This window comes from Streptomyces sp. NPDC017890 (assembly GCF_044328675.1).
Lineage (GTDB): Bacteria > Actinomycetota > Actinomycetes > Streptomycetales > Streptomycetaceae > Streptomyces.
Genome location: NZ_JBIRHU010000043.1, coordinates 1 through 14,852 on the forward strand (window position 1 = coordinate 1; position 14,852 = coordinate 14,852).

Below are 14,852 nucleotides of genomic sequence, written 5' to 3' on the forward strand. Positions count from 1 at the left end.
TAGAGGGCGTTAGAGATCGGTAGAGATCGGTAGATGTGGGCAGAAGCGCGTGACGAGCGAGCACGGCCAGGAGAGCAGCGCGGGCGATGAGAAGGCGTCGAGAACTGGGGAGGTAAGCCGGGAACGGCACCCGAGCCCGGCAGGTTCATCGCCTGGTGCCGAGGTCCGGAACGGCGTCCGCCGCCTGAAAAACATTTCGTCGCACGAAAGTACGCCCCCGCAGTCTGAAATTCAGCAAGAGGTGTGTCTGAAATATCTGGGTGAGGTCGTCACGGACAGCGACGCGCGTTGCCATGGACCCTTTCAGGGAGTAGGTCGTTGTCGGCAGGTGCTGCGATGCTCGAAGGCGTGCAAGAAATTCGGGTGAAAGTCAGTCGATGGGAATCGCGCCGACTGTGGTGGCGCGCCGGCACCCGGGCGCCGGGGTTGGTGCTCCACATCGAGGGATACAGCACCCCGACCCAGACCTACCGAACCCGCGATCTCGACCGCGCCCGCGCGATGGTCCTCGACTACCTCGAGGTGATCGGGAAGCCGGCACCGCCCGACATCGCCATCTGCTGGATCGAGACCGGCACATAGCCGAGACCCTCGGCGGCCCCAATCGAAGAACACCGGCACGAGCACGCCGGAGCGTCTCGCGGCTTCGCAACAGAAACCCCGCGCTGGGCGGGCGCGGATGTGATGCCGGAAACGACGCGTGACCGATTCACCGGCAGATTCTGTCGAGCTGCTCTGCGCGTGAGCGACCGTAGCCAGCTCTCTGGTCGACGGTTATCGAGGTGTCGGTTTCTCGTTGCCCAGCGCAGCGCCCCGGACACCGGGACGCGGCCGGCAGGCCGCGGTAGCCGACTTAGGGCACCTAAGTTTCTATCTTGCTCCGTTGCCTCCCCCGCGGAGTTCGGCGCGACCGCTCGCGCACCCGACCGCACGGGCGGAATCCAAAACCACGGGGTTTTGCAATATCTTGCTCTGCTCGAGGTGCTCTGCTCGAGGAGGGCGGCGCACGGGGAATCTGCCCGTGGTGTCACCGCGCGATCAGCCCACCGACACGAGGACGGCCGCGGGTGTGGTGCTCGGATCAATGCCGACGCGATGCGCACAACGCCCGCAAAGCAGCCCGCGCCGGCGTCGTCGGAATGCGCGTGATCCGGCAGACGGAGACCGTCGCACCCTCGGCCCCACCCGTGCAGCCGACCGAAAGACCCGGCGCCGCATCCGAGACGTTCGACCCCGCCGACGCGCTCCTGCACGTCACCCACTCCCCCGAACTGATCGCCCGCGTCCTGCGTGTGGTCACCGCCAACCTCGGCCCCCGCAGCATCGACCGTCAACTCCCCGGCCCCATGCACGACGCCGCCGTCGAACTCGCACCGCTCCTGGCCGATTACATCCGGCGCACCCGTGCGCCGGCGGCCGAGGCGACACCGAAAAACGGAGCCGCCGCTGCCTTGTCTCGTCAACAGCGGCGGGCACTGCAGCGCAGCACCGGAAAAAGTCGGCACTGACACCCGACACCGAAAAACTTTCCACCCACCCCGCTGTGGCGATGCCTCCACGTGACGATGCGAAACGAGACCACCGGATTGACCGGGTCGATCAGTGTCCGTGCAGATCGCTGATCACCCCTCCCTACGTCTGCCGCCGCAGTGAAGGTTGCAGAAGCAGATACCTGAGTCCGAAGGACTGCGTACCGCCGTAGTCCCGCCACGAACACCGATACCCCGATTCGAACCCCAAGCTCTCCCCGACCCGGTCGTTCTTGAGCTGCCACTGCAACGATCCGGGTTCGACACGACGGCCCTCCCACAACCGGAACTCGTGCGCCTGCGAGCGCACCGTGGAATTCCGCTCACTCCAAAACGGGTAGTTCGTCAACGTCAGAGAAGCCCCGGCCTCGACACTTCCGTCGAGAATGAGCCGTTCGACGCGTTGAGCGTCCCGCCAGGTTGCCGCCGTATCGAGATCCGGCGCCCCCGAAGAAGAAAGCTCGAACACCTCACCGTCGACGTCCGCCAGCAGACGCTTCTTCGGGTACTTCAGCTCCAACGCGATACGACGACCACCGAGCCGCCCGAGCACATCGACCGCCAGCCGAGACCGTCCGCCCACCCGCTCACTGACGGCCACCTTCTTCTCCAACCGAACCTGCTCCACCTCATCCGCCATCACCGTTGCCAGCGCAAGCTGGAAGTCGCTCTCCGAGTGGAACAGAGGCCGCTCTTTACCGAGTCGTTCCATCCACGACTCCACGTACGGTGCAAGATCGAACATTCAGCAGCTCCACTTCGATAGACGGATGCTCTCCAGACCCGGTCAGGGAAATTCCGTAGACGTAGCTTTCCAGCAGGAGGCCAAGCGCGCGGATTTTGGGTGGGGGGCCGGGATACCTGATATGGCTTGGCACGTCCCACCCGAATAATTTTCTATATGGCTCGGCGTGTCCGACCTGAATAGTGATCGTGATGCGGCACGCTGTCCCCATGGACACCTCGGGGGCACTGTTACTCAATGACACGCAGTGGGCTGACGAGGTACTCCTCCCACACCGCCCCTACGCGACGAACTACCTCGAGCGTGGCCAGTACCGGATGCACCGCGACGACGCCCTGACGATGCGTTACGTCGAGCACTCCCCCCACGCACTGCTCGGCTCGATCGTCATCGACTGCGACCATCCAGATGCGGCGATGCGAGCCTTCGAGAAACCCTCGGACCATCCCGCCCCGAACTGGGTCGCCCAGTCCCCCTCCGGACGCGCGCACCTCGGCTGGTGGCTCGGACCCAACCACGTCTGCCGCACCGACTCCGCCCGCTTGACCCCCATTCGTTACGCGCACCGCATCGAGACCGGGCTCAAGGTCTCCGTCGGCGGCGACTTCGCCTACGGCGGGCAACTCACCAAAAACCCCATTCACCCCGACTGGGAAACCATCTACGGACCGTCCACTCCGTACACGCTGCGGCAACTGGCCACCATCCACACCCCCCGCCAGGCACCCCGCCGCCCCGATCGCGCGGCCGGCCTCGGCCGCAACGTCACCATGTTCGACACCGCCCGCAAATGGGCCTACCCCCAGTGGTGGCATCACCGGAACGGCACCGCCGATCAGTGGCTACGTCTTGTCCTGCAGCACTGCCACGCCGTCAACACCGAGTTCGCCGATCCCCTGCCCTTCGTCGAGGTTCGGGCGACCGCGTACTCCATCGGTAAATGGATCTGGCGCAACTTCGACGAAGCCGCCTACCGCGCACGCCAAGCTCACCTCGGACGTAAAGGTGGCAAGGTCATGACACCTGCAAAGATCGAAGCAAACCGGAAACGAGCCACGAAGTTCGATCTCGCCACAGCAATGGAGTACGCGCTATGAGCCAAGGTGGAGCACGAGCCAAGCAACGTCGAACCATCACTGCACGAGAACTCGCGGAACGCCTGGGGTCTTCCGAGCGAACCGCTCGACGCCTCATCGCCGAACCACGGGATGAGTTCCTCGAGCGCGCCAAGGTCCGCCGTGACCGCGTGGTGTCACTACGAAACCAAGGCATGAAATACCGGGACATCGCCGAGGAAATGGACATCACCATCGGAGCCGTCGGGCGGATACTGCATGACGCCCGCAAAATCGAAGAGAAGGAAAACCCGGTCCGTGACGCCTGCTGACCTGAGCGGTCCCCCGTGGCAGCCGAACCCTGCTCACTTGCGCGCTGCGTCTACCGTGCCGATGCAGTATCCGAGTGCACTGATCCGCACTATTCATTACGCGCTGAATTTCCTCGACCGTGAACTCGCCGAACACCCAGAAGACGAGATGATGGCTCAAGCCGAGACCCGCGACGTCTACAGCCTTCTCGTGGAGATCACCGCGGCTCTGCATGGTCTCAGCTCCGAAGCCGATGTCACCGACGAGCAGATCCAGAACGCCCGGTACTGGATGCTCGGACAGTTCGATAATCCTCTTAACCCCACTACGTAGGACTGTACTTAGGACTGAGAGCAAACTGGCTTGCATCCTGGTCCAGGCATCGAATACTCCAAAACTCAAAATTTCTAGAAAGCTTTATTGTTAGAAACAATCTGCAACCTGCAAAATATCCGTTCAACCAAGGACGAGGAAAGATGCCCCCCACTAACTACGCAGCCTGCAAGCACAGCGCCACCTTGAAGGTGACGGATGAAGCTGTCCTGAGCATGCTGAGAGGACTCGCTCAGTACTGCGAATCAGGAACCTACCCACAGATCGCCTGGGGAGGCACCAAAGTCAATCACTGGCTGGCAGCTCGTAAGCACGCCACCTTCCGGTTCACGCAGCCCGACGACCGGGAATTCTTTATCAAAGAGGCAACCCGGCTACTCCCTGCAGAAACATGGGAGCTCACGATAACTAGCGACCACGATCCAGCCACGCCGCAGCGCAGGTAGGTGGTCCGGGTAGATCATTACCTCGCTACAAGAAGAAGACCCTGATACGTGGTGGCCTACTCAAGACGAGTGCACCGCGAGTTCCAACTGATCACCAAACTAACCTGCGTGCCTTCGCCTTCGTGGTATGGGCTACACCAAGAAACTCTAGAAAGTTATTTTGTTAGAAACGATGATTGTACTTGCGTTTCTTGGTTGTTGAGCCACTGCCAAAGCGCCTCGTACACAGCGTCCTGCATGCGGATCCCTCGCTGTGCGCAGGCGGTTTTGACCATTCGCTGCAGATCAGGCGGAAGCCGGGTCGCGAAAGCGGTCACCGTGGCGTCCTTTGGAAGTGTGGGCGGCGCCGCCGCAACCTCCCGAGCGAGTTGCGGAGTAAATGGGTGGGGTCTAGCGGTCTCGGTGACTCGTGGTGTTGCGAACGCGGATGGCTTCTTCTTGGCGGTACTCATGCGACGGTCACCGTAGAGAGCACTCGGTCCAGAGCCGCGTCGAATGCAACTGTCACCTCATGAACTGCTGGACGGACGCTGTGCACCGGGAGATGGTCACCAGTAGCTTCGGCGACCGCAGCACGTTGGGGGACCACCATCGGCAACACCATCTCTCCCAACGCCTCCCGAATTTCGCTGGCCCGATGCGTAGCTTCTCGACCCTGCGCCGGAACCCTGCCGAGCAGGACACCGGAGACGGTGAGGCCGGGGTTGTAGTAGCGGGTAATCGTCTCTATCGCGTCCAGAATCTTCGACACTCCACGGCTAGCCATGAACGATGGTTCAGTCGCGATCAGTGCAGTGTCGGCGGCGATGAGAGCATTGGAAACAAGTTTGCCGACGCTGGGAGGGCAGTCGATCAGCACCAGTGGGTATCGCTGGCGAAGATCGTCGGAGTCGAGCGCTGCTCGCAGACGCTGTTCGACTCCAAGCCCGGAGACCGCGTCCAAGTCGGCCAGATCCAGATCCGAGGGGATCACGCTGACGTGGTCCCACGTCGAGGTGTGCACCGCATCGGCTGCGCTACCGCGAAGCTCCTGAGCGAGTAAATTCGCGGCGGTCTTGCCTGCGAGCGGGTACTCGATACCGAGCGCCTCTGACGCGTTGCACTGCGGGTCGAGATCGATCACCAGAGTTTCGATCCCGCGGGCGCTCGCTGCTGAGGCAAGCCCGAGCACGGTGGTGGTCTTGCTAGACCCACCCTTCTGATTAACAACAGCAACCACAGTCATAACCAATACTCTAACAATCTAAATTGTTAGAAATAGCTATCTAGCATGCGTGTCGAACGACCAATCCCCAACAGTCTCCGTAGAAACCTCACTCGTTTCAGTCGCGCGGACAAGTAGTCGTCGAGCGCTGCCTCTCACACCCGTCCTTACGAGACCTAGTGATTCGTACGCCGTCTCCTAGGTGCGAAAAGAAATAGCACCTGCGCTGTTCCTCGACTGAGGGGTGGGCAAGGATGATCCGAGCACGTTTGTTGTCGCGGAGGGATTGGGTTCATGGGTTCAGTGCACGAGGTCATCGAGGCGTTCCGTAAAGCACCCTCGAATTCCGAACGGGGAACCAAGTTCGAGCAGTTGATGGTCCGGTACTTCGAGCTCGACCCGATGCTGTCGCAGCAGTACGAGAAGGTGTGGCGGTGGACCGACTGGCCGGGCCGCAAGGGCAAGCCCGACACCGGTATCGACCTCGTCGCCCGTGAACGCGACACCGGCGAATTCACCGCGATTCAGTGCAAGTTCTACGAACCCACCCACACCCTTGCCAAAGGCGACATCGACTCCTTCTTCACCGCATCCGGAAAAACGCCGTTCTCCAACCGGGTCATCATCTCCACCACCGACCGCTGGGGCAAGAACGCCGAAGACGCCCTCGAGGGGCAGTCAATCCCCGTGCAGCGGATCGGGCTGGCCGAGATCGCGGAATCGCCGATCGACTGGGACATCGCCTGGCCGCAGGGCGAGCTGCAGGTCAACCTGGCCGAAGCGAAACGTCACGAACCCCGCCTGCATCAACAGTCCGCCATCGACGCCGTCTTCGCAGGCTTCGAGGCCGGAAACGACCGCGGCAAACTGATCATGGCCTGCGGTACCGGTAAAACCTTCACCGCCCTCAAGATTGCCGAACGTGCAGCGTTGGAGAACGGCGGCAACGCCCGGATTCTGTTTGCGGTGCCGTCGATCTCGCTGCTCTCGCAAACTCTGCGGGAGTGGACCGCGCAAACGCAGTTGGATCTGCGGGCGTTCGCGGTGTGCTCGGACACCAAAGTGTCCCGCTCGGCCGAAGACGTCAACATCCACGACGTCGCGATCCCCGTCACCACCGATCCGGTGAAGTTGGCTGCGGAGATGGCGCACCGTAAGCGCGCCAAAGGTTTGACTGTGGTGTTCACCACGTACCAGTCCCTGCCCACCGTCGCGAAAGCACAAGAGCTGGGGGTGGATCCGTTCGATCTGGTGATCTGCGACGAAGCGCACCGCACCACCGGCGTCACGCTGTTCGGTGAGGACGATTCGAACTTCGTCCGCGTCCACGACGCCGACTTCCTCAACGCCGCCCGCCGGCTGTACATGACGGCGACACCGAAGATATTCGTGGACGACGTCAAAGAGAAGGCGGAAGAGCATTCCGCCGAGCTCACCTCGATGGACGACGAAACCGTTTACGGTCCCGAGTTCCACCGACTCTCATTCGGTGAGGCCGTCGAGCGAGGTCTGCTCACCGATTACAAAGTGATCGTGCTGACCGTCGACGAATCCCTGGTGGCAGCGCCGCTGCAGGATCAGCTTGCCGGGGTGCACAGCGAACTACGGCTCGACGACGCGTCGAAGATCATCGGCTGCTGGAATGCACTGGCCAAGCGTGCTGGCGAAACCCCCGAAGGAACAGGCTTCGCACCGGGTGCGGCGCCGATGCGCCGCGCGGTCGCGTTCGCGAAGGACATCGCCGCGTCCAAGCAGGTCGCCGAAGTGTTCCCCACTGTTGTCGATGCCTACCGCGATCTACTCGAGGGCAGCGAAAATGACGGGCGCACTGTCGATTCCACCAACCTGGACTTGACGTGTTCGGTGCACCATGTGGACGGCACGTTCAATGCGCTACAACGCAACGAGCAACTCTCCTGGCTCAAAGCCCCCCTGCCAGAGGGGGAAGCCCGGATCCTGACCAACGCCCGCTGCCTCTCCGAAGGAGTCGACGTACCGGCGTTGGATGCGGTGATGTTCCTGCACCCCCGCAACTCTCAGGTCGATGTGGTGCAGTCCGTGGGCCGGGTGATGCGCAAATCCGACGGCAAGGATTACGGCTACATCATCTTGCCCGTTGCGGTTCCGGCCGGTGTCAGCCCGTCCGAGGCGTTGTCGAACAACACCCGGTTCAAGGTCGTCTGGCAGGTACTCAATGCGCTTCGCGCGCATGATGATCGGTTCAATGCGATGGTCAACTCCATCGCATTGAACGCCACCTCGGACAAGAAGGACGGTAAGGGCAACGATCGCCTACTCGGTGGGCGCATCGGACCCCTCGTCGAGGTCGGCGAGAGCTTCGACAACGGCAGCCGTAGCAGTGGAAGCAGTGCTGACGTCGCTTCCACCAGTGCAGATTCTGCCGAAGGTGCCACCCCCACCGGAGACTCCGGTGGGGGGATGGCAACGCAGATGGCGTTGTTCTCCCTCTCCGAATGGCAGGAAGCGATCTACGCGAAGATCGTCGACAAGGTCGGCACCCGCGCCTACTGGGAAGACTGGGCCGGCGACGTCTCCGACATCGCCGCCGCGCAGATCACCCGCATCAACGCCCTCCTCGCCGGCGCCGACACCTCAGTCGCCGAGGAGTTCGAGCGGTTCCTCACCGGACTGCGCGACAACCTCAACGATTCGATCAGCCGCGACGACGCGATCAGCATGCTTTCGCAGCATCTGATCACCAAACCGGTATTCGATGCCTTGTTCGCAGAGCACGACTTCGCCTCCCATAACCCCGTCTCGCGGGTGATGCAGTCGATGGTCGATACCCTCGACGACACCGGGCTAGAAGCGGAAACCGCCGGCCTCGACGGCTTCTACGCCTCCGTCCGCGTCCGCGCGACCGAGGTGACCAGCGCCGAAGGCAAGCAGAAAGTCATCGCAGAACTGTATGAGCGATTCTTCAAGATCGGGTTCAAGAAGCAGTCCGACGCCCTCGGCATCGTCTACACGCCGGTGGAGATCGTCGACTTCATCCTCCGCGCCGCCGACGCAGCCTTGCGGGATTCGTTCGGGCGTGGTCTGACCGACGAAGACGTGCATGTCCTGGACCCGTTCACGGGAACCGGTACGTTCATGACGCGGTTGCTGCAGTCCGGGCTGATCAACCCCGAAGATTTGGCGCGTAAGTACACGAACGAGTTGCACGCCAACGAGATCACGCTCCTCGCCTACTATGTGGCGGCTGTGAACATCGAAACCACGTACCACGCGCTCGTCGATCAGGGCGGCGACGCAACATACATGCCGTTCGAGGGTATCGTCCTCGCCGATACCTTTCAGATCACCGAAAACGGTGACAGCCTCGACTCCGAGATGTTCCCGCAGAACAACGATCGCATCATCCGCCAGAACGCCACCCCGATCAACGTCGTGATCGGAAACCCGCCGTACTCCGCTGGGCAATCGAATGCCAGCGAAAACAATGCGAATCGCGCCTATCCCACGCTCGACCGCGCCATCCAGAGTTCGTACGCGGCGAAGTCGACTGCGACATTGAAGAGCAAGCTGTACGACTCGTACATTAGGGCGATCCGGTGGGCGACGGACCGTATCGGTGACTCCGGCGTAGTCGCCTATGTGACAAATGGAGGGTGGATCAACGGAAACACCGCCGACGGAATTCGCTTGTCACTGGCCGACGAGTACTCGACTATCTACCTCTACAACTTGAGAGGAAACCAGCGCGGCGACTGGAAAAAGGAGGGAGGCAAGGTATTCGGCGAAGGCTCACAGGCCACGATTGCGGTTCTCATTGCGGTGAAGGATCCTTCTCACAGTGGACCGTGCCGTATCCACTACCGCGACATCGGTGACTACCTGAGTCGCGAGGAGAAGCTGGCGATTGTTGGCGGAGCAAGCCTCAGCACAATTGACTGGGCCAGTATCAACCCAAATCCTGAAGGGGACTGGGTCGATCAAAGGAACGCAGCATTCGGCGCATATACACCAATAGCAGTCAAGAAGACCGCGGGAATCGAGACAACTTTCTTCGCTGATTACTCTGGTGGATTGAAGACCAACAGGGATGCCTGGGTTTACGCATTTTCGCGCGAAGCCCTTGGAGAGAAAATCAAGGGCACGGTCGACTTCTACAACGAGCAGGTTGACGCCTATGAAGAAGCGGTGAAGAGCGGCTCTCAGTCTGGCGCCAAGGACACTGTGTCCTACAACGACAAGCGAATTAGCTGGTCGTCAGGGTTGATTCCGAAAGTTGAGCGTGGCCGGCGCCTCCAGTATCAGTCCGAACATCGCCGAGTTAGCGTCTATCGGCCCTTCTGCAAGCAGTACGCGTACTTCGACGACGATCTCAACGATCGGCGAGGCAAGCTGCCCCGGATGTTTCCGACTCCGCAACACAGGAACATCGGAATCTACATCCCGAATCCAGGAAACCTTGCTCCGCAGTTCATGTGCCTCATGACTGATTCAATACCGGACCTCGGTGCCGCCGGGATCAGCGCAGTCAACTTCTATCCCCGCTGGACCTACGAGAAGTACGAATCTCCGGACTGCGAGCTCGATCTCGCTTCCTCCGACACACTCCAGGTCGACGAGCACGGATACCGCCGTATCGACAACATCACTGACGGAATCCTCGCGCTCTATCGGGACGCGTTTGGCAACCAGGTCACCAAGGACGACATCTTTTTCTATGCCTACGGCCTGCTGCACGATCCGGCGTATCGCCAGGCTTACGCGTCAGATCTGAAGAAGATGCTCCCGCACATTCCGACACCCGAGTCCCGAGAGCGGTTCGAGCAGTTGCTCTCCGCCGGTCGTCGCCTGGCAGATCTGCACGTCGGCTACGAGAGCGTCGATCCGTATCCCCTTGACGTACAACTCAAGACGGGCTCATCGGCCGAAGACCGTGAGACGTGGCGGGTCTCGAAGATGAAGTGGGGCAAGAAGAAAGACCCCGAGACCGGCAAGAATGTAGACGACCGCACCACGCTCGTCTACAACCCGAAGGTCACCATCTCAGGGATTCCGGAAGAGGCTGAGCGGTACATGCTCGGCTCGCGTTCAGCGCTGGCGTGGATCATCGACCGCTACCAAGCCAAGACCGATAAAGCCTCCGGGATCGTCAACGACCCCAACGACTGGTGCGACGAACACGACGACCCCGCCTACATCGTCGACCTGATCAAGCGTGTCACCACCGTGGCAGTCGAGACCATGAAGGTAGTCGACTCGCTCGAATAAGGAGAAGCCGAAAGATCAGTAACAGGCGAGTGCCGATCTCCGGTAGCCGTTGTCTCTAACAATCTAGATTGTTAGAAATAGGTCTTTATCAGTACTTTCTCGAGAATTTCAGATCGGTCCGGTATCTCGCGGATCGGACCGATCTAGAAGGCACTTCAGCGCTTTCACTATCGGCGCCTGTGCTTTGACCTTCCGCTGCACGAGCGGATCAGACTCGGTGCGGCACTCGTGCAAACAGATACCCAGATTTAGGACACCAGAACGGCCGGTATTGCGCTGCGCGGTGACGGTGGCACGTCTGAGGGTGATCCTGGTGGGCGGCCAGGTAGGTATCGACGGCCCAGCGCGGAGTGTCAATACGTTAACGCGACTTACTCCAGCGCGCTGAGTTGTTTTCGGAGAAGTTCCAGATCTATTCGGGCGCGGTCGAGAATCTCAGTGGCCGCGCCCGGGCAGTACCTGATCTCCTTGCCGTCCTCAACAATGACGAGGTGGGTATCACCGGCAAGTATGTAATGCGCCTGCTTGCCAGTCCGGTGCGCTGCGCATTTACGTTGATGGTTTGTTCGGGGCGTTTCAACTCGGATGTGTCGCAGGACTGATTTGACGGGCATTTCAACTCCTATCTGCTTATTCGCTGCGGCTCAGTTACGTTGATCGAGTTGGATTCTCAGTGAATCCCGAACTGAATCAGCGATTTCGTCCAGGCGATCGAAGATGCTGGTCATCTGTTCGTGTGACCATTCACCGCGTGTCCCGTTGGGCATACCAATTTCCTGATTGATAGCAGCAGCGACACGACGAATCGCGATGACGGAATTGTGCTGTCGCGGACCCGGACTCACGACCATGAGCTGGTGACCGCGAGGTGGCAGCTTCAGATCTGCCAGTACACGGTTGGCAACTGATTTTGTGCGCTCGTTGACACGGGTCTTGGCTGACTGGCGGGCACGCTGCGGCGAGACCGGGATCGATTGCGGAACTTGCACTTCTGCAGCTGCCTGTTGCGCGAGTAGGCGTTCACGGAGCTGGTCTCGGCTGACCAGGTCACCCAACTTCAGCCCGGGCGCAATGTCCTTGTCGAGCATCTCGTCCAGCACTCGGTCATCGGAGGGGTCGAGATAGGTCTGTTCAACGAAGCGAGTCAGAATCTCGCTGTCGACCAGCATTCCACCATCGAACCGGCGGGCGCGTGGACCGCTGTTTTCGCCCTCCGCATCGTTGTCAGTCTGTCCGTCAACCCAAGAGTGAACGAGTGCTTGATCATCAAGGTCAAGCTCTCGAAACTCAGACCAACGAGCGTCGTTGTTCAGCCCGACGTGCGAAACTATGTGGCCTTGATTGTCAGGATGCTCGGGAGCGGACTCCTGGACTACGCGCATGACTCGGCCGACGAACTGAATGTACGGGGCAAGACTGCGGAAGGGTCTGAAAATGGCTGCGACGCTAAGTCGTGGATGATCGAAGCCTTCGCCCAGCATTTGAACCTGCACGATGCAGTCAAGTTGGCCTCGCCGCAGCCGTTCGATGACGGCGTCTTGGCTGTCGGGGTCCATCCCCGAGTGAATCTCAGCGGCCCGGTAGTTGCACTCGTTGTAAATGCTGGCAACTTGTCGGGCGTGGTCGACTGAGCATGCCGCGGCGATGATTTGATGCTGGATACCTGTTTGTGCCCGCATGCGCTCGCATTGCTGGATGCTGGTCTCGACGATGTGACGGTTACATTCGGGGCTAAGCGCAACGCCACGGCGGAACCACGCCTCTTCTCGCAGCTCAAGGACTTCTTCGAGAGTATGGCGGCGGTTATCGTCGGAGTAGTTAAAGTAGATTTCCGACGGCGCGACGTTGCGGGAGTGGATCTGCTTGATGTAGCCGTTGACCATCGCTCGAGTGAACGGGTAACGGTAAACGATCTCGCCGTGGAGTTGCTGCTGATCAGAGCGGAACGGTGTCGCCGTCAGACTGACGACCTTCGCATTGGGAAACCGACGGAATACTTTCTGCCAACTCTCTGCGGCGGCGTGGTGACCTTCGTCGACGAGAATCATGTCAAAGAAATCTTCGGGGAACTGGGGAAGCCAACGGTCGGCTTGACTCGCCAACTGCTGGATGTTACAGACAACGAAGTCGCTTTCGATCGCGTCGTGGAGGTTGGCATTCGGTCCGTCGAGCACGGCCATCCAGGGGCCAGCCGTGAAGTCAGACAGCACCCGAAACTTGGTCCAGAAGCATTGTGGACTGGTGACATCGACGGCGTCGGCGACGCCTTTTCGAATCGTAAGGTTTGGCGTGATTACCAAGACTCGCCCTTGGGCTATGCCGAAAGGCAGTGTGGCCATGATGCCGGTCTTTCCGCAGCCGACCGGAATCTGCACGATCGCAGGACTCCTGTCGGCCGAGAAATGTTCCCGGACCGCTCGGTGTGCTTCGCGCTGCGGTTCCCGCAGGGATGCGTTAGCTTCGACATCAGCGTTCGCTGTCGCGAAGACGCTGCTGTCAGCCCCGCTCGCTGCGGCTTCCTCGGCGCGTCGGTACTGCAGCCGAAAGGGTTCAAGGTCAGCTTGGCGGTAATAGCGGTAATTGCTTCCAGGTCGCCTTACCGCGCTCAGCGTTCCATCACGATCCCAGCGCCGAAGGGTCTGCGCGGAAACTCCCACGTAGGAAGCAGCTTCGGCAACTTTCAGAAAATTTTCATCAGACATAAGCAAAACCATACAACATTGCACAAGTCTAACAACATTGTTCATAACCTATTAGTGCTCACAACATTCAGAATAATGAGTCGAATCCAACCCAAAATGCTTCTAGGCGGAGCGGGTTTGCACCAGTCACAAGCTCGCGCAGTGGCAGAGAAACTATGGGGCGGAGCCTTGCCAGAAATGCAGACATTGGCGCGGATATCGCGATGACCGCATCTCTAGTTTGGCCGCGACGTCCGACGCAGAGTCCTGCGGCTGACATAGAAAACTTCCCGATCCTTCCTGATCTCGCCGACATGAGGAATCGCCGCAAACCTATCTGCGCACAGTCTCATTTCCTTGGTTCTGGGACGGACACGCGGCCGGCGGCCCAGATCGGATCACCCCAGCTCATGATGTCCTAGAAGTTAATTCCAAAACATCGTGTCGGAAAATCGAGACGGGAACAACTTTCGGTACTCTCCGGGCATGGAGTTGGGGTATGCGCGGGTGTCGACGACCAAACAGGAACTCGACCGGCAGATCGACGCCCTCAGTAAAGCGGGGATCGACCCGGCGAATATCTACGTGGACAAGAAGTCCGGCGCCACCACCGACCGCCCCGGGCTGACCGCACTACTTGAGTACGCCCGCGACGGCGACGTCATCGTCACGCACACACTCGACCGGCTAGGCCGGAACGTGCGCGACACTCTCAACCTGATCCACGACCTGCGAGAGCGTGGGGTCGGAATCCGTAACCTGGCCGACCCGATCCGGATCGACTCGAGCAACCCGGATGATCCGATGGCCCAACTCGCCGTCGTGCTGCTCGCGCTGTTCGCGCAGATGGAACGCACTTACACCCTCGAACGCGCCGCCCACGCCAGGTCGGTGGCGACAGCGAAGGGTCGGCGCACCGGCCGCCCGTCGGTGGTCAGCGAGTCCCAGCTCGCCCACGCCCTCCAACTGCGCGACGCTGGCGCCACCACCGCCGAGATTACCTCCAAAACCGGGCTAACCCGATCCACCCTCTACCGCCACCTGCCACCGCGGCCGGACGAGCAGGTCACCGCCACCGCACCACTCCAACGGTTGAGACCACGGACCGAAAATCCCACTCCTGCAACGGAAGTAGCCGCACTGACCCTCGCGCCGCCGACGATCGGCTGAGGCGCCGACGGACGACGGACGACGACCTGCCCGTCACGATCCGCAGATGGATCGAGACCCAAGGGTGAAATGCGGACCTTGATCTGTTGTGTGCCAATCACTCTCGACTAGTTAAAGCCGTCCCCGGCATCGA

11 protein-coding genes are annotated in these 14,852 nt (G+C 60.5%); 8 read left to right on the forward strand and 3 right to left on the reverse strand.

The window, feature by feature from the left end; all coding sequences use genetic code 11:
- Nucleotides 1–336: 336 nt before the first annotated feature.
- Both ACH4F2_RS34050 and ACH4F2_RS34055 read left to right on the forward strand, forming a co-directional pair.
- Nucleotides 337–582, forward strand: coding sequence for a hypothetical protein (locus ACH4F2_RS34050; protein WP_064113952.1), 246 nt, complete (start codon nucleotides 337–339; stop codon nucleotides 580–582).
- Between the two features lie 605 nt (nucleotides 583–1,187).
- Nucleotides 1,188–1,508, forward strand: coding sequence for a hypothetical protein (locus tag ACH4F2_RS34055; RefSeq protein WP_352029904.1), 321 nt, complete (start codon nucleotides 1,188–1,190; stop codon nucleotides 1,506–1,508).
- Nucleotides 1,509–1,632: 124 nt separating this feature from the next.
- On the opposite strand, the gene ACH4F2_RS34060 is transcribed toward ACH4F2_RS34055, so the two are convergent.
- Complete coding sequence (locus ACH4F2_RS34060) at nucleotides 1,633–2,274, reverse strand: hypothetical protein (RefSeq protein WP_211919423.1); 642 nt, start codon at nucleotides 2,272–2,274, stop codon at nucleotides 1,633–1,635.
- Between the two features lie 209 nt (nucleotides 2,275–2,483).
- On the opposite strand from ACH4F2_RS34060, the gene ACH4F2_RS34065 reads away from it, so the two are divergent.
- Genes ACH4F2_RS34065 through ACH4F2_RS34075 form a run of 3 tightly spaced genes read left to right on the forward strand, consistent with a single transcriptional unit; the run spans nucleotide 2,484 to nucleotide 3,974 of the window.
- Nucleotides 2,484–3,371: a replication initiation protein gene (locus tag ACH4F2_RS34065; protein ID WP_064114090.1), complete on the forward strand. Its 888-nt coding sequence runs from the start codon at nucleotides 2,484–2,486 to the stop codon at nucleotides 3,369–3,371.
- Nucleotides 3,368–3,661, forward strand: coding sequence for a sigma factor-like helix-turn-helix DNA-binding protein (locus tag ACH4F2_RS34070; protein WP_064114091.1), 294 nt, complete (start codon nucleotides 3,368–3,370; stop codon nucleotides 3,659–3,661). Before ACH4F2_RS34065 ends, ACH4F2_RS34070 begins: the two co-directional genes overlap by 4 nt.
- The gene (locus tag ACH4F2_RS34075) at nucleotides 3,648–3,974 is read left to right on the forward strand and encodes a hypothetical protein (RefSeq protein ID WP_064114092.1); all 327 of its coding nucleotides are present in this window, start codon (nucleotides 3,648–3,650) and stop codon (nucleotides 3,972–3,974) included. The genes ACH4F2_RS34070 and ACH4F2_RS34075 overlap by 14 nt, the downstream gene beginning before the upstream one ends.
- A gap of 894 nt (nucleotides 3,975–4,868) precedes the next feature.
- On the opposite strand, the gene ACH4F2_RS34080 is transcribed toward ACH4F2_RS34075, so the two are convergent.
- Nucleotides 4,869–5,645 (reverse strand): ParA family protein, encoded by a 777-nt coding sequence (locus ACH4F2_RS34080; protein WP_064114095.1) that lies wholly within the window; start codon nucleotides 5,643–5,645, stop codon nucleotides 4,869–4,871.
- Between the two features lie 273 nt (nucleotides 5,646–5,918).
- Here ACH4F2_RS34080 and ACH4F2_RS34085 point away from each other — a divergent pair, with 273 nt between their 5' ends.
- Together ACH4F2_RS34085 and ACH4F2_RS34090 are read left to right on the forward strand one after the other, a co-directional pair.
- On the forward strand, nucleotides 5,919–10,868 hold the full coding sequence (locus tag ACH4F2_RS34085) for a DEAD/DEAH box helicase (protein WP_398136606.1): 4,950 nt from the start codon (nucleotides 5,919–5,921) through the stop codon (nucleotides 10,866–10,868).
- A 389-nt stretch (nucleotides 10,869–11,257) separates the two neighbouring features.
- The gene (locus tag ACH4F2_RS34090) at nucleotides 11,258–11,470 is read left to right on the forward strand and encodes a hypothetical protein (protein WP_143173140.1); all 213 of its coding nucleotides are present in this window, start codon (nucleotides 11,258–11,260) and stop codon (nucleotides 11,468–11,470) included.
- A gap of 42 nt (nucleotides 11,471–11,512) precedes the next feature.
- Here the strand turns inward: ACH4F2_RS34090 and ACH4F2_RS34095 are convergent, their stop codons facing one another.
- Nucleotides 11,513–13,570 carry a DEAD/DEAH box helicase gene (locus ACH4F2_RS34095; protein ID WP_178377376.1) on the reverse strand — a complete coding sequence of 686 codons (2,058 nt, stop codon included), beginning with the start codon at nucleotides 13,568–13,570 and terminating at the stop codon, nucleotides 11,513–11,515.
- Between the two features lie 465 nt (nucleotides 13,571–14,035).
- Here ACH4F2_RS34095 and ACH4F2_RS34100 point away from each other — a divergent pair, with 465 nt between their 5' ends.
- Nucleotides 14,036–14,719 (forward strand): recombinase family protein, encoded by a 684-nt coding sequence (locus tag ACH4F2_RS34100; RefSeq protein WP_081377648.1) that lies wholly within the window; start codon nucleotides 14,036–14,038, stop codon nucleotides 14,717–14,719.
- Nucleotides 14,720–14,852: the final 133 nt, after the last annotated feature.